The 19,924-nt window shown below is 57.0% G+C and carries 19 protein-coding genes and 1 pseudogene; 10 read left to right on the top strand and 10 right to left on the bottom strand.

Annotation, left to right across the window (positions count from 1 at the left end; all coding sequences use genetic code 11):
- The 5 genes from trpD to WE862_RS10795 all read left to right on the top strand — a co-directional run bounded on the left by trpD (position 1) and on the right by WE862_RS10795 (position 6,220).
- The gene (gene trpD, locus WE862_RS10815; RefSeq protein ID WP_042032441.1) at positions 1-1,029 is read left to right on the top strand and encodes an anthranilate phosphoribosyltransferase; all 1,029 of its coding nucleotides are present in this window, start codon (positions 1-3) and stop codon (positions 1,027-1,029) included.
- Positions 1,029-2,525, top strand: a complete 1,497-nt coding sequence (trpCF, locus tag WE862_RS10810) for a bifunctional indole-3-glycerol-phosphate synthase TrpC/phosphoribosylanthranilate isomerase TrpF (protein ID WP_042032439.1) — start codon at positions 1,029-1,031, stop codon at positions 2,523-2,525. The genes trpD and trpCF overlap by 1 nt, the downstream gene beginning before the upstream one ends.
- 76 nt (positions 2,526-2,601) lie before the next feature.
- Positions 2,602-3,795, top strand: a complete 1,194-nt coding sequence (gene trpB, locus WE862_RS10805; RefSeq protein ID WP_005347359.1) for a tryptophan synthase subunit beta — start codon at positions 2,602-2,604, stop codon at positions 3,793-3,795.
- Positions 3,792-4,598, top strand: a complete 807-nt coding sequence (trpA, locus tag WE862_RS10800; protein WP_042032437.1) for a tryptophan synthase subunit alpha — start codon at positions 3,792-3,794, stop codon at positions 4,596-4,598. Before trpB ends, trpA begins: the two co-directional genes overlap by 4 nt.
- A gap of 626 nt (positions 4,599-5,224) precedes the next feature.
- Complete coding sequence (locus WE862_RS10795; RefSeq protein ID WP_082035504.1) at positions 5,225-6,220, top strand: hypothetical protein; 996 nt, start codon at positions 5,225-5,227, stop codon at positions 6,218-6,220.
- 179 nt (positions 6,221-6,399) lie between these two features.
- Here the strand turns inward: WE862_RS10795 and WE862_RS10790 are convergent, their stop codons facing one another.
- Positions 6,400-6,645, bottom strand: coding sequence for a hypothetical protein (locus WE862_RS10790; protein ID WP_042032436.1), 246 nt, complete (start codon positions 6,643-6,645; stop codon positions 6,400-6,402).
- A gap of 335 nt (positions 6,646-6,980) precedes the next feature.
- Positions 6,981-7,240 (bottom strand): annotated as a pseudogene (locus tag WE862_RS10785) (metal-dependent hydrolase); the annotation flags it as partial.
- A 155-nt stretch (positions 7,241-7,395) separates the two neighbouring features.
- Here WE862_RS10785 and WE862_RS10780 point away from each other — a divergent pair.
- The 3 genes from WE862_RS10780 to WE862_RS10770 all read left to right on the top strand — a co-directional run bounded on the left by WE862_RS10780 (position 7,396) and on the right by WE862_RS10770 (position 9,408).
- A complete protein-coding gene (locus WE862_RS10780; protein WP_042030540.1) occupies positions 7,396-8,058 on the top strand; it encodes a hypothetical protein in 663 nt (220 codons plus the stop codon).
- A 222-nt stretch (positions 8,059-8,280) separates the two neighbouring features.
- Entirely contained in the window at positions 8,281-8,631 is a 351-nt protein-coding gene (locus WE862_RS10775; RefSeq protein ID WP_158025292.1) for a lysozyme inhibitor LprI family protein, read from the top strand.
- Between the two features lie 27 nt (positions 8,632-8,658).
- Positions 8,659-9,408 (top strand): hypothetical protein, encoded by a 750-nt coding sequence (locus WE862_RS10770; RefSeq protein WP_042030543.1) that lies wholly within the window; start codon positions 8,659-8,661, stop codon positions 9,406-9,408.
- Here the strand turns inward: WE862_RS10770 and WE862_RS10765 are convergent.
- Positions 9,365-9,922: a metal-dependent hydrolase gene (locus WE862_RS10765; protein ID WP_042030544.1), complete on the bottom strand. Its 558-nt coding sequence runs from the start codon at positions 9,920-9,922 to the stop codon at positions 9,365-9,367. The two genes, WE862_RS10770 and WE862_RS10765, sit on opposite strands and share 44 nt — an antisense overlap.
- A gap of 216 nt (positions 9,923-10,138) precedes the next feature.
- Here WE862_RS10765 and WE862_RS10760 point away from each other — a divergent pair, with 216 nt between their 5' ends.
- Both WE862_RS10760 and WE862_RS10755 read left to right on the top strand, forming a co-directional pair.
- The gene (locus WE862_RS10760; protein WP_042030545.1) at positions 10,139-10,915 is read left to right on the top strand and encodes a BPL-N domain-containing protein; all 777 of its coding nucleotides are present in this window, start codon (positions 10,139-10,141) and stop codon (positions 10,913-10,915) included.
- A gap of 444 nt (positions 10,916-11,359) precedes the next feature.
- A complete protein-coding gene (locus WE862_RS10755) occupies positions 11,360-13,459 on the top strand; it encodes a hypothetical protein (protein ID WP_042030546.1) in 2,100 nt (699 codons plus the stop codon).
- 77 nt (positions 13,460-13,536) lie between these two features.
- On the opposite strand, the gene WE862_RS10750 is transcribed toward WE862_RS10755, so the two are convergent.
- From WE862_RS10750 to WE862_RS10720, 7 genes are all read right to left on the bottom strand, one after another.
- Positions 13,537-14,745, bottom strand: coding sequence for a NupC/NupG family nucleoside CNT transporter (locus tag WE862_RS10750; protein ID WP_021230483.1), 1,209 nt, complete (start codon positions 14,743-14,745; stop codon positions 13,537-13,539).
- 358 nt (positions 14,746-15,103) lie between these two features.
- Positions 15,104-15,529, bottom strand: a complete 426-nt coding sequence (arsC, locus tag WE862_RS10745) for a glutaredoxin-dependent arsenate reductase (RefSeq protein WP_082035434.1) — start codon at positions 15,527-15,529, stop codon at positions 15,104-15,106.
- 75 nt (positions 15,530-15,604) lie between these two features.
- Positions 15,605-16,669 (bottom strand): ACR3 family arsenite efflux transporter, encoded by a 1,065-nt coding sequence (gene arsB, locus WE862_RS10740; RefSeq protein WP_042030548.1) that lies wholly within the window; start codon positions 16,667-16,669, stop codon positions 15,605-15,607.
- 118 nt (positions 16,670-16,787) lie between these two features.
- Positions 16,788-18,551, bottom strand: a complete 1,764-nt coding sequence (gene arsA, locus WE862_RS10735) for an arsenical pump-driving ATPase (RefSeq protein ID WP_042030549.1) — start codon at positions 18,549-18,551, stop codon at positions 16,788-16,790.
- Between the two features lie 27 nt (positions 18,552-18,578).
- A complete protein-coding gene (arsD, locus tag WE862_RS10730) occupies positions 18,579-18,947 on the bottom strand; it encodes an arsenite efflux transporter metallochaperone ArsD (protein WP_041208280.1) in 369 nt (122 codons plus the stop codon).
- Between the two features lie 4 nt (positions 18,948-18,951).
- The gene (locus WE862_RS10725) at positions 18,952-19,320 is read right to left on the bottom strand and encodes an ArsR/SmtB family transcription factor (protein ID WP_005338181.1); all 369 of its coding nucleotides are present in this window, start codon (positions 19,318-19,320) and stop codon (positions 18,952-18,954) included.
- A 197-nt stretch (positions 19,321-19,517) separates the two neighbouring features.
- Entirely contained in the window at positions 19,518-19,916 is a 399-nt protein-coding gene (locus WE862_RS10720) for an META domain-containing protein (RefSeq protein WP_042030550.1), read from the bottom strand.
- Between the last annotated feature and the right edge of the window lie 8 nt (positions 19,917-19,924).

The following is a 19,924-nucleotide window of genomic DNA, read 5'->3' as shown; positions in this document are numbered from 1 at the left end:
ATGCATCATCATCTCAACACCCTCTATCAGGGTCAGTCTCTGAGCCGTGAAAGTACCCGCGACGCCTTCGGCCAGGTGGTACGTGGCGAAGTGGATCCCATAGTTCTCGCCAGTTTATTGACCGCCCTCAAGATCAAGGGGGAGACCCCGGAGGAGATCGCCGGCGCCGCCGAGGCCCTCTTGGCTGAAGCGCGCGACTTCCCGCGTCCGGATTATGAATTTTGCGACATCGTCGGCACCGGTGGCGATGGCCTCAACACCATCAACGTCTCCACCACCTCGGCGCTGGTCGCCGCCGCCTGCGGCCTGAAAGTGGCCAAGCACGGCAACCGCTCGGTCTCGAGCAAGTCGGGTTCGAGCGATCTGCTCGACAAGATGGGCATCAAGCTAGACATGAGCCCGGCACAGGCGCGCCGCTGTCTGGATGAGCTCGGCATCTGCTTCCTGTTCGCCCCCCAGTACCACGCCGGGGTGCGCCACGCCATGCCGGTGCGTCAGGCCCTCAAGACCCGCACCCTGTTCAACGTGCTGGGGCCGCTTATCAACCCCGCTCGCCCCACCTATCAGCTGATGGGGGTCTATGCCCCCGAACTGGTGCGCCCCATCGCAGAAACCCTGCTGGCACTGGGGCTGAAAACCGGTATGGTGGTGCACGGTGCCGGGCTGGATGAAATCGCCATCCACGGCCCGACCCAGGTGGCCCAGATCCGTGACGGCGAGATCCGCGAATTTATGATCACCCCGGCTGACTTTGGCCTCGAGACCTATCCGGTCAGCGCCATTCAGGGCGGGGAACCGGAAGAGAACCGCGCCATCACCGCCGCCATTCTGGAGGGGCGTGGCACCCCGGCCCACAACGCCGCCATTGCCGCCAATGTGGCACCGCTGCTGCTGATGGCGGGCAAGGCGAAGGATCTCAAGAGCGCGGCGGCCGAGGTGCTGGCGGTGCTGGCAAGCGGCAAGGCAGCGGATCTGGCTGCTCGGCTGGCCACTTTGAGCCATCAGGAAGCGGGTCATCAGGAGGCATGATGTCAGCCGCCATGTTGCACAACAGTCATTCAGAACGCCCGCAGGGCAAGAGCCAGTTTCGCAAGGATAACGAGATGTCAGACCTTATTGCCCCCCATGCTTTTCTGAACATGGCCTCTATCAGCCAGACCATTCTCGGCAAAATCGTGGCGGCCAAGCAGGAGTGGGTTGCCGCCCGCAAACTGGCCCAGCCGCTGGAGAGCTTCCAGAGCACGCTGACCCCCAGCGATCGGGATTTCGTCGGGGCGCTCAAGGCGGGCTCCACCCGCTTTATTCTGGAGTGCAAGAAGGCCTCCCCCTCCAAGGGCTTGATCCGCGACGATTTCAGCCCGGAAGCGATCGCCGACATCTATGGCAAATACGCCACCGCCATCTCGGTGCTGACCGACGAGAAGTTCTTTCAGGGGGATTTCGCCTTTTTGCCGCGGGTACGCAGCCGCGTCAGCCAGCCGGTGCTCTGCAAGGATTTCATGATTGACCCCTATCAGGTCTATCTGGCCCGCCACTATCAGGCGGACGCCATCCTCTTGATGCTCTCGGTGCTCACCGACGAGGGCTATCGCGCCCTGTTCGCGGTGGCCAAGGAGCTGGGTCTGGGCGTGCTCACCGAGGTGAGCAACGAGGAGGAGCTGACCCGTGCCATCGCGCTGGGGGCACCGGTGATTGGCATCAACAACCGGGATCTGCGGGATTTGAGCGTCGATCTCAACCGCACCAAACAGCTGGCCAAAGACATTCCAAGCGATCGGGTAGTGATCAGCGAGTCCGGCATCAACCACCGCGCCCAGGTAGCGGATCTGCGCCACCACGCCAAGGGCTTTCTGGTGGGCTCATCCCTGATGGCCGAGCCGGATCTGGAGGCTGCGGTGCGCAAGCTGGTACTGGGCCAGAACAAGGTGTGCGGCCTGACCCGCGCCGAAGATGCCGCCGCCGCCCATCAGGCGGGTGCGGTATTTGGGGGTCTTATCTTTGTTGCCAAAAGCCCGCGCTATGTGGACATCCCCGCCGCTCGCGCCGTGATGGCGGGCGCGCCGCTCTCTTACGTCGGGGTATTTCGCAACTCCCAGCCCGCCACCATCGTCAAGACGGTGGAGGCGCTGGGGCTCGCTGCGGTGCAGCTGCACGGGGATGAAGATGCCGCCTATCTCGAGGGATTGCGCGCGCTGCTGCCGGCTGGCTGCCAGATCTGGAAGGCAGTTGGAGTCACAAGTGGCGAGCCGCTGCCCGCCCTCGACTACCCGGCCGATCGCCTGCTGCTGGATACCAAAGTGGGCAGCCAGAGCGGCGGCACCGGTCAAGCGTTCGACTGGGCCATGCTGGCCACGCTCGACAAGAGCAAGTTGATGCTGGCGGGCGGCCTCAATCCCGACAACGCCCTGCAGGCGGCGCAAGTGGGCTGCCTCGGCCTTGATTTCAACTCCGGGGTGGAGAGTGCCCCGGGCCAGAAGGATGCGCACAAGATTGCAGCCGCCTTCGGCGCACTGCGCCAGCTGTGAAAGAGCGCTGAGAACCCGCCAAACACATGCACCAAATGAATGAATCGCTTAAGCCTATAAATACAAGGAATAGTCTATGACCCTGCTCAACCCGTTTTTCGGCGAATTTGGCGGCATGTACGTGCCCCAAATCCTTATCCCAGCCCTGCTCCAGCTGGAGAAAGCCTTTGTCGATGCCAAGGATGATCCGGCCTTTATCGCCGAGTTTCAGTCCCTGCTGACCGAGTATGCCGGTCGCCCGACCCCGCTCACCCTGACCCGTAATCTGACCAAAGGCACCAAGACCCGCCTCTATCTCAAGCGTGAAGATCTGCTGCACGGCGGCGCCCACAAGACCAACCAGGTGCTGGGTCAGGCGCTGCTGGCCAAGCGGATGGGCAAGAGCGAGATCATCGCCGAGACCGGTGCTGGCCAGCACGGCGTGGCCACTGCGCTGGCCTGTGCCCTGCTCGGCCTCAAGTGCCGGGTCTATATGGGTGCCAAGGATTGCGAACGCCAGAAGCCCAACGTCTTTCGCATGAAGCTGATGGGCGCCACCGTCATTCCGGTGCACTCCGGCTCCAGCACCCTCAAAGATGCCTGCAACGAGGCGCTGCGCGACTGGGCTGCCAACTACGAGTCGGCCCACTACCTGCTCGGCACCGCCGCCGGCCCCCACCCCTTCCCCACTATCGTGCGGGAGTTCCAGAAGATGATCGGCGAAGAGGCCAAAGCCCAGTGCTTCGAGAAAGAAGAGCGCTTGCCCGATGCGGTGATCGCCTGCGTCGGCGGCGGCTCGAATGCCATCGGCATGTTTGCCGACTTTATCGATGAGCCGTCGGTGCGCCTCATCGGCGTCGAGCCAGGCGGTCACGGTATCGAGAGCGGCGAGCACGGTGCGCCGCTCGGTCACGGCAGCAAGGGGGTCTTCTTTGGCATGCACTCCTACCTGATGCAAGACAATCAGGGCCAAATTCAGGAGTCCTACTCTGTCTCGGCGGGGCTCGACTTCCCCTCCGTCGGCCCGCAGCACGCCCATCTGGCCGCCATCGGCCGCGCCGAGTACCCCTCGGTGACCGACAAGGAGGCGCTGGACGCCTTCCAGGAGCTGGCCAAATCCGAAGGGATCATACCGGCACTGGAGTCCTCCCACGCGCTGGCCCACGCCCTCAAGATGGCCCGCAGTGAACCGGAAAAAGAGCAGGTGCTCATCGTCAACCTCTCCGGCCGTGGCGACAAAGATATCTTCACCGTCGCTGACATTTTCGAGAAAGAAGGAACCTTGTCATGAACCGTTACGCACAACTCTTCTCCCGTCTGGACGCGGCCAATCAGGGCGCCTTTGTGCCGTTCGTGATGCTGGGAGATCCCACTCCTGAACTCTCGCTGGCCATCGTCGATGCGCTGGTCGCAGGGGGCGCCGATGCCCTCGAGCTCGGCATTCCCTTCTCCGATCCGGTAGCGGATGGCCCCACCATTCAGGGCGCCGCTCTGCGCGCTTTTGCCAGCCACACCACCCCGGACGACTGCTTCGAGCTGCTCGGCCGCATCCGCGCCAAGTACCCGCAGCTGCCCATTGGCCTGCTGGTCTACGCCAACCTGGTCTATGTGCGCAAAATCGACGGCTTTTACGAGAAGTGCCAGCAGGCTGGCGTGGATTCGGTGCTGGTTGCCGACGTGCCGGTACAGATGTGCGCCCCCTACAAGGCGGCCGCCGACAAGTTCGGTATCGACAGCATCTTTATCGCCCCGCCCAATGGCGACGCCGAGACCCTGAAACAGGTGGCGGAGCTCGGCAATGGTTACACCTATCTGGTGAGCCGAGCTGGCGTCACCGGTGCCGAGACCAAGGCCGGCATGCCGGTGGAGGGACTGATCAACACCCTGCGCGAGTTTAATGCGCCCCCCGCCCTGCTCGGCTTTGGCATCAGCGAACCGGCTCAGGTGCGTGAGGCCATCGCCGCTGGCGCCGCCGGTGCCATCTCCGGCTCCGCCGTGGTGAAGATCATCGAGACCCATCACCAGAACCCGGAGCATATGCTCACTCGTCTGAAGGAGTTTGTGGAAGGGATGAAGGCCGCGACCAATAGATAAGGTTGGATTTGGGGTCAGCTGGTTGTGACCCTGATCTGCCAGTTCACATAACCACGCCATAACCATGAGAAAGGGAGCCTGACCGGCTCCCTTTCTTTTTATCTCGCTTGCACCCGCTTGCAGCTCCTAGCTGTTTGCCCCCTCGCCCTCCGGGAGAGGGCTGGGGTGAGGGAAGTCTACGTCAACCCTATTTGCTCACATTGAACACTACTAATGACTAATTTATTGATCCAACACAGATTCCCACCAAAACACGCTTCTCAACGCACGACCATCCCCCTTAAGATACCCGAATGACAATCAATCTATCGGAAGAACGCCATGACAGCGATTGTTGCAATCTCGCAGGTTAACAGCAGCGAACTGGGGGCTGTCACTCAGGGGCGGTAGCCTTGCTGATGCTTGCCATCACCGACTCCTTCGCTGTTTCTTTACACAAGGGTAATAGAAGCGTTAAACAAGGAGATCAAGCAAATATATTAAAATATCAGAGGCATACTGATGATATTTTATTTAATTTTTTCCATGGCAACTATCAGGGCTGAGGCATATGGAAGGCTCTACTATCGGATTGGTGCGACTGTCTATCTAATCACTGTTATACGACTTTCAGCGGAGTGGAGTAAATGTCAGATTCCTTTAAAGAACTTGAAAATCTGAAATCAGTATCCGTAGGCATAAATTCCGATGAAAAGGGCTATATCGACAAACAATGCCCATCAGAGGATTGTGAATTTCTTTTTAAAGTGAACAGTGACGACTGGATTAATCTTTTTAAAGATGAATCGGTTTGGTGCCCGATGTGCGGGCACGAAGCTCCTGCAGACAATTGGTTTACAATTGCTCAAATCGAACATGCTAAAGAAGAAGCTATAAATATAGCAAAGGGGTTAATAAACAAATCTCTTTCTGATATGGTGAAAAAGTTTAATCGTAGCCAGTCTAAAAATAGTTTAGTCTCAATTAACATGAAGCACAATTATTCAAACGTTAGGACATATACTATTCCAGCGAAAGCCGCTGAAGCGATGGAATTAGAAATTACGTGCGAGAAGTGCAATTCACGTTTTTCAGTTTTAGGGAGCGCTTATTTCTGCCCTGCGTGCGGGCACAACTCTGTCACGAAAACATTTAGCGATTCGCTAAGAAAAATTAAGGCTAAATCGGATAACATAGATGTAGTAAGGAAAGCGCTAATCGAAGCGTCAACTAAAGACGATGCCGAATTAACTTGCCGCTCTTTATTGGAAACCAGTATTTCTGATGGTGTTGTGGCATTTCAAAAGTTCTGTGAAGGATTATATGAACCATTTGGAAAAGCACCATTCAATGCATTTCAAAGGCTTGAGCAAGGCAGTAGCTTATGGGCAAACGCCATTGATAAAACCTATAGCGATTGGCTATCCCCTTCTGAAATTAATGAGTTAAATATACTATTTCAAAAACGCCACTTGCTTGCTCATAACGAAGGAATTGTGGATGACAGGTATATTACTAAGTCTAATGATAGTTCATATAAGGTAGGTCAACGAATCGTGGTCTCAAAAAAAGATGTTGAGGCCCTGTTGGTAATCCTTAATAAGTTGGGGCAAGGATTGAAAGAAGCTTGTTGCATCGTATAACAAGAAAATCAGCTGCGCACCTGTGGTTCCGAACGCAGAAAAGCTGCGCCAACAAATCTGGGACACCCACCTTTCTGAGCAAGGAGTAGCATAGCCAGAACACAATAGATGGGGGTCCAAGGTCTGATTCATTCATGGCAATAGGCTGAACTGAACCTTTAAATTATTATAGCACCACATTAGGGAGTTTTAGATGTTGCTTTAAGATACTCCTCGAAACTTTCCCAAGGAATAACACCAAAATCACCAGCAGCCACAAAAACATCACTCATTTCATCATCGGTACGACTCATTTTTTGTGATAGCTGTTTGGCTAATATCTCTATATTGTGTTTTAGAACATCTTGTGTGATCCGATCCGTGGTACCTTCCAACTGCTCACGATACTTAGAAATCCGTTTCAACAATTCAAGTATTTCATCCATACCCTGTTTCCTGTGCGTTTAATCACACAGTACTATAGCATGAGCATGAAAAAAATCAGATACAGAAACTGTGCCACGAAAAAATGAAAAAAAGGCCAGAAGGCCCCAAAACAAAAAGTTTAACTATGAACACCTGTATTTAGTGCTCTTAATCCTTTTCCTTAATCTCTGTTAGAAACTCAACCAACATTTCATAAATCTTGTCCATTATTGGAAGAGAGAAGTCAGCACACCCACCTTTCTGAGCAAGGCGTAGCGCAGCCATAACACAAAAGATAGGTGCCCAGTTTTTTACTCAGCCACAATATATCCAACAACTCTTTCCAACCCCACCACTACCGCCCCCTTCCCCACACCCGCCACCCCATCAATAACAGCATCAATACAACCCCCGGCAGCCAGACCCAGTAGAGCTCGGAGAGGATCACCGCCTCACCTCGGGCGGTGAGATAGGCCTCCAGCTTGAAGGGGGCGACCCGGATCACCTGCCAGGGGCGAAGAAGCGCTCATCACGCCACGGCCAGAGCCAGCCAACCCCCTTGCCGCCGGTGGTGAGGGAATCGAGCAGGCTGTGGGAGAGTAGCGAGACCAGCAGGTGGCGGAATGCTTGGGGTATTCCTATGAGCAGGCAGACTCGTCTCTATTCGTGTCTCAAAGCGCTTGCCATGGGTATCCATCTTACGCATCATTCACAATCTATAGAGTCATACGAAAACGGAATGGTTATGAAAAGGGTTATTACTGCTTTTAATGCTGTTGCAAGCACAAGTTTTAGCCGAAGGTGCCTCCCTGAAAGCCAAAGACCCGCTCGATTTTGTTCCCAAGGGATATGTTGTCTTTGAGAAAATCGAGGGGGATTTAAACAAGAATGGCCAGAGTGATATGGTCATCGTCGTCAAGGGCACTGACAAGCGCAATGTCATTGTTGATGAACACCGTGGTGAGCTGGATCGTAATCGACGAGGACTTATCATCGCGTTCAAGAAGGGGGATCACTATGAGCTGGCTCTCGAAAATCCAAACTGTTTCTCCTCGGAAAATGAAGATGGTGGTGTCTATTTTGCCCCTGAGCTTTGGGTCTCCGTAGAAAAAGGGATCTTGCAAATTCACTATGGCCATGGACGTTATGGTTACTGGTCTTACAAATTCAGATATCAGAACGCCGGTTTCGAATTGATTGGCTACGACATGAGTGAAAACCGCGGCCCCCTCGTTGAGCGGATGACGAGCATTAACTTCTCAACCAAAAAAATATTAATAAAGGAGAACATCAATCAGGATGCTCAAGAAGATGGTGACGAGATCTTCAAGGAAACTTGGAAGCGCTTCAAACTCCCGGCTCCATTCACCCTTAAAACGATCACGGATTTTGACAACTTCTATTACGACAAGTTATATAAAATATCTAACTGATTATATGGTAGAGCTGCGTCTCCATTTCCCAAGAAATACCGTTACAATAAGCGAGCGACAATTATTTGCGAACATTCGTTCTAAAAAATATAATATCAACTCAAGCATATTGGTCACACCATGTACAATTATAGAACAAGTTACTTTGCATCAATCTTATCAAAGAGTAATTCACTCATAGCAAAGATTATTTTTATCATCCTCACCACAATGTTCGCGACCATGACTGCTTTTGGAAAGACAGTCAATGATAATGCTATCTGCAATCTTCCTTCTGCTATGTGCAAACTGGAAGCAGACCTATTGGCAGCAGATAAGGAGTTAAACAAAACTTATCAATCCATATTACAAAAAAATGCATCTGGCGGTTTTGACGACAGTTACGTAAGCAAAGGAGAAATACGAAAAACTCTCATCCAGAGTCAACGGGCCTGGCTTTTATTTTGGGATGAAAACTGCAAAGCCTATTACACATTAAATAGTGGTGGAGCACAGAGAAATGAAGCGAAGATGGAGTGCCAAATAGATATGCTACAAGAACGTATTCAGTATCTAAAGAAAGTTTATTTATAACAAAACCATTTTATTACGGTGGCGCCAATGATGATCCTGTTCCTACTCTCACTACTTCTATTTTCACCCCATACGATGGCGATTGAACCGGCACCGGTAGCCATTTCGCTTGAACATGACCATAGCATTTTACTCACTCAGCAGGTGCAACTTAGCCAGCAAGATAACAAGATAACATTACGCTGCGCCAATCAAATGCTTACGTTTGAGCAAGATGGTATGGGGGATATCAAAAGCCCCGTGCAACGCTACGACTATCCACACTTTAGTTTGCTGACACTCCCGGTAAGCTCTGGTTATGGTGGTGTGAATATATTCCATCGTCTGGTGAAATTGGTGGGTAACGATTGTTCACTCGCGACCAATGATGAAATTGCTAATCCCGAGCTGATGTCAGACAAGATCGAGAGTTCGATGAAATCCGGCCCCAGATATACTGATCGAACCTATCAGCTCAACGCTGACGGCAAGCTGGCACTTATCAGCGAGCGAGAGAATTACGCCTATTTCTGTATCGAAACTCTACATCCTGCCAAAATTGCCGCTATCGGCTGCGATAGCAAACTCCCTGATATCTACCTGACCGTCGGTGTGGCACGAGCCTCTTTTTATGCCAGCGCCGAGAGCGAAAAACCACAAAAGAGTTACCTCATCAAGGGCGATCGGGTACACCTGCTTGATTTCAGTTTTCCGCATGCCCGCTACAAGGTTGCGTTTCACGGCAAAATCGTTACTACCGGCTGGATTGATGCTGCAGATATCGATTTGCCACAATAAGTCGCAACAAAATCAACACCAGCATCAATACAACCCCCGGCAGCCAGACCCAGTAGAGTTCGGAGAGGATCACCGCCTCACCTCGGGCGGTGAGATAGGCCTCCAGCTTGAAGGGGGCGACCCGGATCACCTGCCAGGGGGCGAAGAAACGCTCGTCACGCCACGGCCAGAGCCAGCCAACCCCCTTGCCGCCGGTGGTAAGTGAATCGAGCAGGCTGTGGGAGAGCAGAGAAACCAGCAGAAACGACCAGACAGTGGCGGCGCGGGCCCTTAACTGGCGGTGAAACAGTATGGCCAGAGTGGGCAGGGCAAAGGCAAACAACAGGGAGTGGGTAAAGCCGCGGTGGCCAAAGACATGGCCGTAGGCGACCCCCAGTTTAAAGGCGAGCACATCGGCATCGGGCAGCATGGCGATGGCAACCCCTGCCAGCAGCAGGCGGGGAGGGATAATCCGGCTGCCAAGCCCGAGCCCAAGGCAGAGAGGTACGGCGGCGTGAGTGACTATGGTGGGCATAGCATAAAGCTCCAAGTGAAAACGTGAGCCTACCCTACCCCCGCTCGGTGAAGTGAAGGTGAAGTGCGCCCACTGTATTGGTTCGCTGTTAGCTCAATGCAGCGCCAATCAGCGTTGGCGCGTTAACTTGAAATGTTCATTTAACAGCGGCTGACATGCAGAACGGGATCGTGATAAGTAGTCTCTTCGATTCACATCACAGGAATAGTGGCAGCGATGAATGTACCAAAAAGCGTCGTGCAGATTGCGAGCGTTATCAGCCTTTGGTTAATGACAGGATGCATGGCAGAGGCCGCCTCTGCGCAGCCGCATCAAGAGCCGTACGCGCTGATCTATAACGGGCCGGTTTCTGATGGGGATAGCACGAAGGCGATTGCTGATGTGGTCAGGCAGGTGGGCTTGCCAGTGAGGTATCTCTCCAATATCAGAGAGCTGCCTGCAGAGCTCGATAATGCCAGGGTGTTTATCGTTGGCGGCACAGAGGACGATGTGGAGCCGCTCCTCAACGCCTTCACCTCGGACGCGCGTTCGGCATTAAAAACCTATTTGCAGAATGGTGGCCGCTACCTCGGGATCTGTGGGGGTGCCTTTGTGGCATCCACCGGCTGGTCTGAAGAAGAGGGCTTTGTGCCGGCGCTGGGCCTTGTCCCTGCAACATCCGATGATTATGACGGCGACTTTAGCGCCAGGATCTTCCCGATCACCTGGCTTGGTGAAGAGCGCCAGATGTATTACCAGGCCGGCCCGCAATTTACGCCGGTGCCAAGCCCCGAGCAGGTCAAGGTCATCGCCCATTTTCAAAACCATCATATTGCCGCGCTGATCAGCTCATACGGCACAGGCAAGGTGGCGGTTTCCGGGCCACACCCCGAAGCCCCCGAGTCATGGAAAGCGAACGCGGTGGACGGCGACAAGATGGAGTCGAATATTCATCTAGCCGTTGGACTCGTCAACGAGTTGCTCTCCGAAGAGCCCGTCACCCATTCGAAGTAGGCGCATCCCTACGCCCCTGGATTTGCTCCCATTGCTCGGCCCGGAAGTCAGGGTACCCAATCAGCCGCGATCCATAAAAAACCACCTCCCTGCAAAAGGTCGGTGGTTTTTTATCGGTGGCAGATCACGGGTCGCCGATAAGAAGCGCGCTACCTCAACTTTCGCCCGGGAGCGAGCACAGCTCTTCCTGCACCTGCGGCTATCTCCTTGTGTGAACGCGTAAAGAGCGGCTGACGGCGCGTTGGCCAACCTTTAAAGGAAAATGCTGCGCTGTTGCCAAGTGAGGCGTACCGGCAGATTTCCGGCGTGTTGCTGTGCCCATGATCACACAGTCACAACTCTCGCCCTCCTCTCACCGCGCCCCTGCTTTTTATCATCTAGAGTTAGCGGGCAGTGCAAAGCTGCTGATTTATATACATTCGCCGCCAAGAGGGATCTTTTTTCATGACCGAGCATATCGATCTGCTACCTATCAGCACGGATGATGAGCAGGACGCAGGCAACCGTTACCTCTACTACACCGAAGGGGATCTGGCCCGCATTCTCGCCAATCTGGAACAGCTGCGCCATGCGGTGTTTCCCGCCGCCATCGGAGAGAGCGAAACGGGCGCCGCCGTGCCCCACAACTTTCCGTCCGTCTGTCTGGTGGGGCTGGGGCGCTGCGGCTCCAACATCGCGCAGGATGTGGCCTCGCTGGTCTACAACGCCCGCAGCTTTTATCTCAATGAGTTCAACAGTGAAGAGCAACGCAAGCGGGAGAAGGAGTTTGGTCCGGTGAGCTGGATCCGGCGCAATCTGCGGCTGCCAAACAACGGGGCCCGGCCGGTCTTTCTGATCGAGCCCATGGTGATGCTGGGGGATCTGGACAAGGACATCGATGGCCGCATCCGCCACTCCAATCGCAGCGGCGAAGGTGGCTCCTTGCGTGATTACGCCAAGATGCGGGTGATGGACTTGTCGGAGATCCACGCGGGAGGCGCGGGTAACGCCCCCATCCTTGGCCAGTATCTGGCCAAGATCATCCTCAACAAGAGTCCCCACTACTTCGCCAACTCCGAGTGGCAGGCCATTCATACCTATCTGGTGGACTCCTGTGGCATCAAGGCCAACCAGTCCCGCCTCTATTTCTACATCTTCAGTGCCGGGGGCGGCACCGGCTCCGGCATGGCCTCCGAGTTCGGGCTGGCCCAGCAGTACTCCTACATGAGCAAGACCTTTTCCCCCCCGTCAGAAGAGGAGGAGCACCTCTCCCTCGGGGAGCACTTCATGTTCGATCCCATCTTCACCAGCGGCATCTGCATCCTGCCCAATATCTGTGATCGGGGTATCGAGATCTCGGAAGCGCTGCACATCAACGCGGGGCGCCTGCTGTGCAAGTATCTGGCCGAGGAGTGGGACTTCTCCTATCACTTCGACAACGAGCAGGCGTGCGATGCCAGCATGCTCAAGCGGATCAGGCCCTGGAATGCCATGATGCTGATCTCCAACGACATCATGCGCTATGCCGAAGAGAGCGACGATGGCGAGATCCAGCATGTTGACGTCAACACCATGGAGAAGTACGCCAACCAGTACATCTCCCAGCAGATCTTCAACATTCTTACCGCCCAGGCCGTCACCACCGACTACGACGAAAACTACTTTCGCCGGGCGGGCATCGACATCAGCGAGACCATTCGGCTCGATGCCAACGACCTCTTTATGAGTCTGGCGGGGCCGGTGGCGGTGGCGTATGCCGAGTCTATCTCGCCCCCCGGCGGCCTGTTTGACAAGGAGGACGGGCTCAATGTGGACGATCTCTTCACCCGTTCCATCGAGCTGCCCCACTTCAACAAGATGACCCAGGCCATCGAGGGGATCAGTCTGCTGCCCATCGAGGCGGGCAACTATCGGGAGTATCTGGACGACTATGTGAAAAGTGGCCATGACCCGGCCCACCTCAACGAGCTGCACTTCTTCAAGAACTGCTCCTCCGTGGTGTCGATCATCTCCCTGCCCAAGGAGTACAAGCTCTCCTATATGGATCTCAACCGGCTCAAGTCTCACCTCAACGGGCTCTTCCCCAATACCACCCTCAAGCGCTATGCGCTGGTCATCGGGGCGTCGGCGAACATCTCCCTCACCACCCTGATCGTCAAGAGCCCCTGCCTGAGCGATGACTTCCTGACCCTGATCGTGGCCTTTATCAAGCGCTGCTTTGCCAAGGATCACTATCGCTTCGATGAGCATCTGGACAAGGCGGTGATCGAGATGATCAGCAATGAGGAGTGGAACGATGAGCTGCTCGACAGCATGCTCAACGAGTTCGAGAACCCGGCCAAGATCCTCGATACCAACTGGTACGCCATCAAACCCATGTATGAGAAGAAATATCGGGAGCTTATCCGCGAGAAAGAGAAGTTCGTCTCCATCAACGATATTCGCCTCAGCCGCGAATCAGTGAAAAAGGCGCTGCTCTATCTGCGGGAAATCTATCGCCACCGGGTCAGCAAGACCCGCATTCTCTCCCTCAACCCAAGGCTGGGGGAAGCGAACGCTCGCTAGCACCCTGCCCATAAAGCAAAGCGCCCGCCCCAGATGGGGCGGGCGCTTTTTTACTGGCGCAGCCTGGCTTTATCTCATCAGAGGGAGACAAAGATCCCGGCCAGGGTGGCGCTCATCAGGTTGGCGAGGGTCGCCGCCAGCACCGCCTTGAAGCCCATATTGGCCACATCGTGACGGCGCTCCGGCGCCATGGTGCCGATGGAGCCCAGCTGCACCGCAATGGAGCCCAGATTGGCGAAACCACAGAGGGCGAAAGTGATGATGATCTGGGTGTGGGCGCTCAGATCTGCCTTGATATTGGCAAAGTCCAGATAGGCGACGAACTCGTTCATGATCACCTTCTGACCAATCAGGGATCCTGCCGCCATCATCTCGCTGGCGGGCACGCCAATCAGCCAGGCCACCGGGGCAAACAGATAGCCAAGCAGCTGCTGCAAGGAGAGATCGGCCCAGCCGAACCACTCGCCGACCGTGGTGAGACCTGCGTTGATCATGGTGATAACGCTGACAAAGGCGAGCAGGATGGTGCCGATGGCCACAGCGATTTTCATGCCGCCCATGGCGCCACCCGCCAGCGCATCGATGGCGTTGCTGTAGTCGCTCTTGTCGAGGGTGATCTCGGTCTGATCGCTCACCTGCTGCTGCTCCGGCACCAGCAGTTTGGCCATCAGCAGGCCACCCGGCGCCGCCATAAAGGAGGCGGCGATGAGGTACTTCAGATCCACACCCAGACCGGCGTAACCGCCCAGCACCGAGCCCGCCACCGAGGCCATGCCGCAGGTCATCACCGCAAAGAGTTCAGAGCGGGTCATGCCGGCGAGGAAGGGGCGAATAAGCAGCGGCGACTCCCCTTGCGACAGGAATATGTTGCCGGTGGCCACCAAAGACTCGGCGCGGCTGGTGCCGAGCAGGCGGTGAATCGCGCCGCCCAATACCCTGATCACCCACTGCATGATGCCGAAGTGGTAGAGCACGGCGATCAGCGCGCTGATAAAGATCACCAGCGGCAGTACCCGCACGGCGAAGATAAAGCCGTTGCTGGCCAGATCTCCGAACACGAAGCGGATACCGCTGTCGGCAAAGCCGAGCAGGGCGGAGACGCCATTGCTCATGGCACCGAGCATGATTTGTCCGGGGGGGAAATAGAGCACCAGAGCAGCAAAACCGGTTTGCAGGGCGAGCGCCCCCAGCACGGTTCGCCAGCGGATGGCTCGGCGGTTTTCACTGGCCAGCCAGGCGATAAACATCAGGGCCAGCATACCGACCAGACTCAATAACAGTGTCATCTTGCACCTATGAAGAGAGGAGTTTCATATGGCAAGTCTGCAGACAGGCGTCGCGGGCGATCCGGCGGGAGAGGTGCCGACCCACGCGACACGCAGACCACAAACCTACAGGTTAGTGGCGGGTCCCATCCTGGGGTCATTCACGTTCCGGGTGACAGCATGTATCGGGTGACGCCAGCGCCGTCGCAGGGGGAGATGCGGCCGGGTGGCAGGTCGGGCGGCGATGGTACAGTGATCATCGTCACAGAAAAAGCGGTAAAACGATTGGCCGAAATAACTTTTTCAACTCGTTCACACAACGAAACAGGGCCAGCGTGATGCTGGCCCTATTTCAATCCGTACTTGAGTACTCAGATGATTACTTGAGGCGCTTGCCGCTCGCATCCACCACCTGCTCGCCATCTTCCTTGGCGAAGGCCCCTTTTTGCTGATCGGGCAATATATCGAGCACCAGTTCCGACGGGCGGCACAGCTTGGTGCCGAGGGGGGTGACCACGATAGGCCGGTTGATGAGGATGGGGTGGGCCAGCATGGCATCGATCAGTTCATCATCGCTGAAACGATCTTCCGCCAGACCGAGCGCCTCGTAAGGAGGCACGTTCTTGCGCAGCAGATCGCGCACCGGCATGCCCATGACGGCGATCAGCGCCACCAGCTGGTCACGGAAGGGGGGCGTCTCCAGATAGTAGATGACCGTGGGCTCGACGCCGCTGTTGCGGATCAGCTCCAGGGTGTTGCGGGAGGTACCACATTCCGGGTTGTGATAGATGGTGATTGCACTCATTTGCGTGTCTCTCATGAATCAAGTGAATAGAAAATCGATAGCATCAGTTGGCGGCCATCTGTTAATGGCCATCAGTTAGCGGCTCAGCCCCGCTTCGTACCAGGGTTTGCTGGCGTTAACCACCCGCACCACTAGCAGCATAACCGGCACCTCGATCAGCACCCCGACCACGGTAGCGAGCGCCGCGCCGGAGTGAAAACCGAACAGGCTGATGGCGGCGGCCACCGCCAGCTCGAAGAAGTTGGAGGCGCCGATCAGGGCGGAAGGACAGGCGACCGAGTGCTTCTCCCCCACCTTGCGGTTGAGCCAGTAAGCCAATCCCGAGTTGAACAGCACCTGGATCAGGATCGGTACCGCCAACAGGGCGATAACCAGCGGCTGCTCGATGATGGCGTTGCCCTGAAAGGCGAACAACAGCACCAGAGTGAGCAGCAGGGCCGCCACCGACCAGGGCTGGATGCGGGTCATGACGCTGTCAAAGTGGGCCTCTCCCTTTTGCAGCAAGGCCTTGCGCAGCAGTTGGGCGATGATGACCGGGATGACGATATAGAGCACCACAGAGGTGAGCAGGGTATCCCACGGCACCACTATGCTGGAGACCCCGAGCAGCAGCGCCACCAGCGGGGCGAAGGCAAACACCATGATGAGGTCGTTCACCGCCACCTGCGACAGGGTGAAGTAGGGATCGCCGTTGGTGAGGCGGCTCCAGACAAACACCATGGCGGTGCAGGGAGCCGCCGCCAGCAGGATCAGCCCCGCCACATAGCTGTCGAGCTGATCCGCTGGCAGCCAGTCGGCAAACAGCACGCGAATAAAGAGCCAGCCAAGGAAGGCCATGGAGAAGGGCTTGACCAGCCAGTTGATAAAGAGGGTGACCCCAATTCCCTTCATATGGCCCTTCACCTGATGCAGGGCACCAAAGTCGATCTTGAGCAGCATGGGGATGATCATCACCCAAATCAGCAGCCCCACCGGCAGGTTGACCTTGGCCACCTCCATGGCGCCGATCGCCTTGAAGAGATCCGGTAATCCCTGCCCGAGGCCAATCCCCACCAGAATGCAGAGAGCGACCCAGGCCGTCAGATAACGTTCAAAAAAGCCGATGGCAGGCACGGCCTTGGCATCACATGTTGCAGACATCACAGCTCCCGATGCGGCGCAATTCCGCATCTCCTATTGATTCAAAAAGGTTCAAAACACGGATTTATAACCAGTAACGGCATATTCAAACCGCCCCGGCACGAGCTGGGGCGGCGACTCAATGGTGTTGGCAGAGACGGCGCAGGGCATCGGGCCCCACCGGCTCCTCGGCAAGCAGCGGCACCACGGCGTAGCGGCTGGCGTGTTGCTGCTCGACCGCCTCGATATAGGGCAACTGGCGCTCGGCCCGCAGTTGCAGCAGCGGCGAGCTGACCGAAGCTTGCTGCAAGCTGTGGTTGATAAGCCAGCCCCAGGGCTCGATGCCCGCGCGGCGCAGATCGGATTGCAGATTGGTTGCCTCCTGCACTGGCGTCGGCTCGGGCAGCGTCACAATCAACACCTTGGTCTGTTTGGGATCCTGCAACTGCATCATGGGGGTGGTGAAGTGCAGCCCCTTGTTTCCCATCTGGCGAGCGATCTCCCTGTGGTAAGCGCCGGTGGCGTCGAGCAGCAGCAGGGTGTGGCCGGTGGGGGCTGTATCCATCACCACGAAGCGCTTGCCCGCCTCGCGAATGATGCGGGAAAAAGCCTGAAACACGGCGATCTCCTCGGTACAGGGGGAGCGCAAGTCCTCCTCCAGCAGTGCCCGCCCCTGCTCGTCCAGCGCAGCTCCCTTGATGGCCAGCACCTGAGCGCGGTAACGCTCGGTCTCGGCGTGGGGGTCGATGCGGCTCACCTCCAGATGGGGCAAGCTACCTGCCAGGGTCTCGCTCAGGTGCGCGGCGGGATCCGAGGTGGTGAGGTGCACCGGCAGGCCGCGGCTGGCCAGCGCCACCGCCACGGCAGCCGCCAAGGTGGTTTTGCCTACCCCGCCCTTGCCCATCAGCATGATGAGGCCGTGACCGTCGGCGGCCAGCTCGTCCACCAGCGCACTCAACTCGGGCTGGGCTTGCTTGACCGTGGACTGTGCGGTCGAGAATTGAGCGGTTGTTCCCTCTGATTGCAGCAACAGACGCAAACTGTCGAGCCCCACCAGATTGGTGGCCAGCAGCGGGATATGAGCCTGCGCCAGCCCCTTTATCCCCTGCGGCATTTGGGCGAGAGCCCGTTGTTCACGCTGCCAGAGCGCCATTGCCAACGGATCTCCGGCAATGGCGCCTTCGGGGAAGAGGCCATTGATCACCTGTTGCTGATTCAACAAACCGATGGCGGCCAGCTCCTCGTGGGTGCGAGCCACTTCCCTCAGGGTGGAGTGCTGGGCCCGCGCCACCAGCACCAGACGGGTACGGGCAGCATCAGCCAGCGCGGCGACCGCCTCGGCATACTGGCTGCGCTGTTTCTCCAGCCCCGCCAGCGGGCCGAGGCAGGAGGCATCCCCCTTGCCCTGCTCCAGAAATTCGCTCCAGGCCCCCGGTAGTTGCAGCAGCCGGATGGTGTGGCCGGTAGGGGCCGTATCAAAGACGATATGGTCATACTCGGCCAGCAGCGCCGGGTCGGTCAGCAGGGCGGTGAATTCGTCAAAGGCGGCGATCTCGGTGGTGCAGGCGCCGGAGAGCTGCTCCTCGATGCTGCGCACCACGCTCTCGGGCAACTTGCCGCGCACCGGCCCGACTATCCGCTCCCGATAAGCTTTGGCCGCCGCGGGGGGATCTATCTCCAGCGCCGACAAACCGGGCACTGCGGCGATGGTGGTAACGCGATTACCGATCTCGGTGGCAAACACCTGCCCCACGTTGGAGGCGGGGTCAGTGCTCACCAGCAGCACCCGCTTGCCGGCATCACAGAGGGCCACCGCACTGGCGCAGGCCAGCGAGGTCTTGCCCACCCCGCCCTTGCCGGTGAAAAAGAGAAACGGCGGTGGATTGGTCAGAAAATGGTACATAGCCTCTCCCGAATGGTGCGTCGCGCCTTAGCAGCAACCGCTGCCAGAGCAGCAGCCGCCCTTGACGATCCCCTTGATGGCCGCTTGCGGCGCAGGCAGCCCGGCATAACGGGCCAGCTCGCTGCGGCTCGGGTAACGGCCGGTCAACACAACCTGCCCCTCCACCAGCACCAGCGGCAACCCCTCCTCCCCGGCGTGGGTCAGAAAAGCGCTGACGGCAGGTGTCTCGGCAAACTGCATCGGCTGCTGGGCCAGATTGAAACGCTCGATGGCCACCCCCTGCGCCTTGGCCCAGGCTAGGTCGGCAGCGAAGGTGACCAGTGCCTGATCAACCTCGGTACCGCAGACACCGCTGGAGCAGCAGAGGGCGGGATCAAAAATCTGAATGGAGGACATGGCATTACTCCTTGTTGCAGCAGGGCTGTGCAGGCAGAACATGGGGGGAGCAAGCTGACTCGGCACGCATCACGCCGCACGCCTCGGGATGACCGGCACAGCACTCCTCGGTGAGGTAGGCGATCACATCCAGCATCAGGGGAATATTGGCGCGGTAGCGCAGAAAGCGCCCCTCCTGCTCCACCGACAGCAGACCGGTGTTGAGCATCGCCTTGAGGTGAAACGACAGGGTATTGGGGGCAATATCGAGCTCGCTGGCCAGTTCACCGGCGACCCGCCCCTCCAGCCCGGCCTTCACCAGCAGCCGCCATACATCGAGCCGGATGCCGGATGCCAGCGATTCAAAGACCTTGGTAGCCATCTCTTTGTTCATAGTTGCCTCTCGTTGGATGCCCTTTCATTTCAACTATACAAGAATTATTGAAATGATCAATTTGCAGACTCTCATTTCGCCATGATGCGAGGGAATAGCAAAAGAACCGGGAGAAGAAGCAGGGAGGGGATTGCGTCGGATGAAACAGAGACGCCCTCCGGCAGGGAGGGCGCCAGCCAAGGGTCTGCAACAGACTCTTACTTGGTCACGGGAACGGCGTTGAAGGTGAGCAGGGCCGCCTTGTGGGCATCACTCAGAGTGAGCTGGTTGCCGTTGATGGAGTAGGTTGCCACCTTCTCCAGCTTTTGCAGAAACTCGGTCTCTTTGTTCATGGCGTCGCCGATGCACATCATGCGAGTGGAGCCCATGGCCCCCAGCGTCAAGACACCGTCACCCTGCTTGGTGATACCGCCAAAATAGCGGTTGCAGCCGCCTTTGCCCGCCACCTTGCCGTCGACAACTTGCAGGGTAAAGGTATCGCCGGTGGCACCTTGCAGTTGCCAGCCGGATGCCTGCAGTTGAGTCATGGTAGAACCGGTCGCCATGGCGCAGCCTCCCAGTGCCAGCGCGGCCAGCAGAGTCAGTTTCTTGTTCATGGATTCAC

It is taken from the genome of Aeromonas jandaei, assembly GCF_037890695.1.
Taxonomy (GTDB): domain Bacteria; phylum Pseudomonadota; class Gammaproteobacteria; order Enterobacterales; family Aeromonadaceae; genus Aeromonas; species Aeromonas jandaei.
The sequence above is the reverse complement of the archived record's forward strand: the minus strand, read 5'-3'. Positions and strand labels throughout refer to the sequence as shown.

What these genes read in the sequence shown, in the direction of transcription:
- WE862_RS10790 (WP_042032436.1), bottom strand. Translation starts at nt 6,645, where the DNA reads ATGGATGAAATACTTGAATTGTTGAAACGGATTTCTAAGTATCGTGAG.
- trpB (WP_005347359.1), top strand. Translation starts at nt 2,602, where the DNA reads ATGACCCTGCTCAACCCGTTTTTCGGCGAATTTGGCGGCATGTACGTG.
- WE862_RS10795 (WP_082035504.1), top strand. Translation starts at nt 5,225, where the DNA reads ATGTCAGATTCCTTTAAAGAACTTGAAAATCTGAAATCAGTATCCGTA.
- arsA (WP_042030549.1), bottom strand. Translation starts at nt 18,551, where the DNA reads ATGTACCATTTTCTGACCAATCCACCGCCGTTTCTCTTTTTCACCGGC.
- trpA (WP_042032437.1), top strand. Translation starts at nt 3,792, where the DNA reads ATGAACCGTTACGCACAACTCTTCTCCCGTCTGGACGCGGCCAATCAG.
- WE862_RS10770 (WP_042030543.1), top strand. Translation starts at nt 8,659, where the DNA reads ATGATGATCCTGTTCCTACTCTCACTACTTCTATTTTCACCCCATACG.
- arsD (WP_041208280.1), bottom strand. Translation starts at nt 18,947, where the DNA reads ATGTCCTCCATTCAGATTTTTGATCCCGCCCTCTGCTGCTCCAGCGGT.
- trpD (WP_042032441.1), top strand. Translation starts at nt 1, where the DNA reads ATGCATCATCATCTCAACACCCTCTATCAGGGTCAGTCTCTGAGCCGT.
- WE862_RS10775 (WP_158025292.1), top strand. Translation starts at nt 8,281, where the DNA reads ATGACTGCTTTTGGAAAGACAGTCAATGATAATGCTATCTGCAATCTT.
- WE862_RS10765 (WP_042030544.1), bottom strand. Translation starts at nt 9,922, where the DNA reads ATGCCCACCATAGTCACTCACGCCGCCGTACCTCTCTGCCTTGGGCTC.
- WE862_RS10760 (WP_042030545.1), top strand. Translation starts at nt 10,139, where the DNA reads ATGAATGTACCAAAAAGCGTCGTGCAGATTGCGAGCGTTATCAGCCTT.
- WE862_RS10755 (WP_042030546.1), top strand. Translation starts at nt 11,360, where the DNA reads ATGACCGAGCATATCGATCTGCTACCTATCAGCACGGATGATGAGCAG.
- arsC (WP_082035434.1), bottom strand. Translation starts at nt 15,529, where the DNA reads ATGAGTGCAATCACCATCTATCACAACCCGGAATGTGGTACCTCCCGC.
- WE862_RS10720 (WP_042030550.1), bottom strand. Translation starts at nt 19,916, where the DNA reads ATGAACAAGAAACTGACTCTGCTGGCCGCGCTGGCACTGGGAGGCTGC.
- WE862_RS10725 (WP_005338181.1), bottom strand. Translation starts at nt 19,320, where the DNA reads ATGAACAAAGAGATGGCTACCAAGGTCTTTGAATCGCTGGCATCCGGC.
- arsB (WP_042030548.1), bottom strand. Translation starts at nt 16,669, where the DNA reads ATGTCTGCAACATGTGATGCCAAGGCCGTGCCTGCCATCGGCTTTTTT.
- WE862_RS10780 (WP_042030540.1), top strand. Translation starts at nt 7,396, where the DNA reads ATGCTGTTGCAAGCACAAGTTTTAGCCGAAGGTGCCTCCCTGAAAGCC.
- trpCF (WP_042032439.1), top strand. Translation starts at nt 1,029, where the DNA reads ATGTCAGCCGCCATGTTGCACAACAGTCATTCAGAACGCCCGCAGGGC.
- WE862_RS10750 (WP_021230483.1), bottom strand. Translation starts at nt 14,745, where the DNA reads ATGACACTGTTATTGAGTCTGGTCGGTATGCTGGCCCTGATGTTTATC.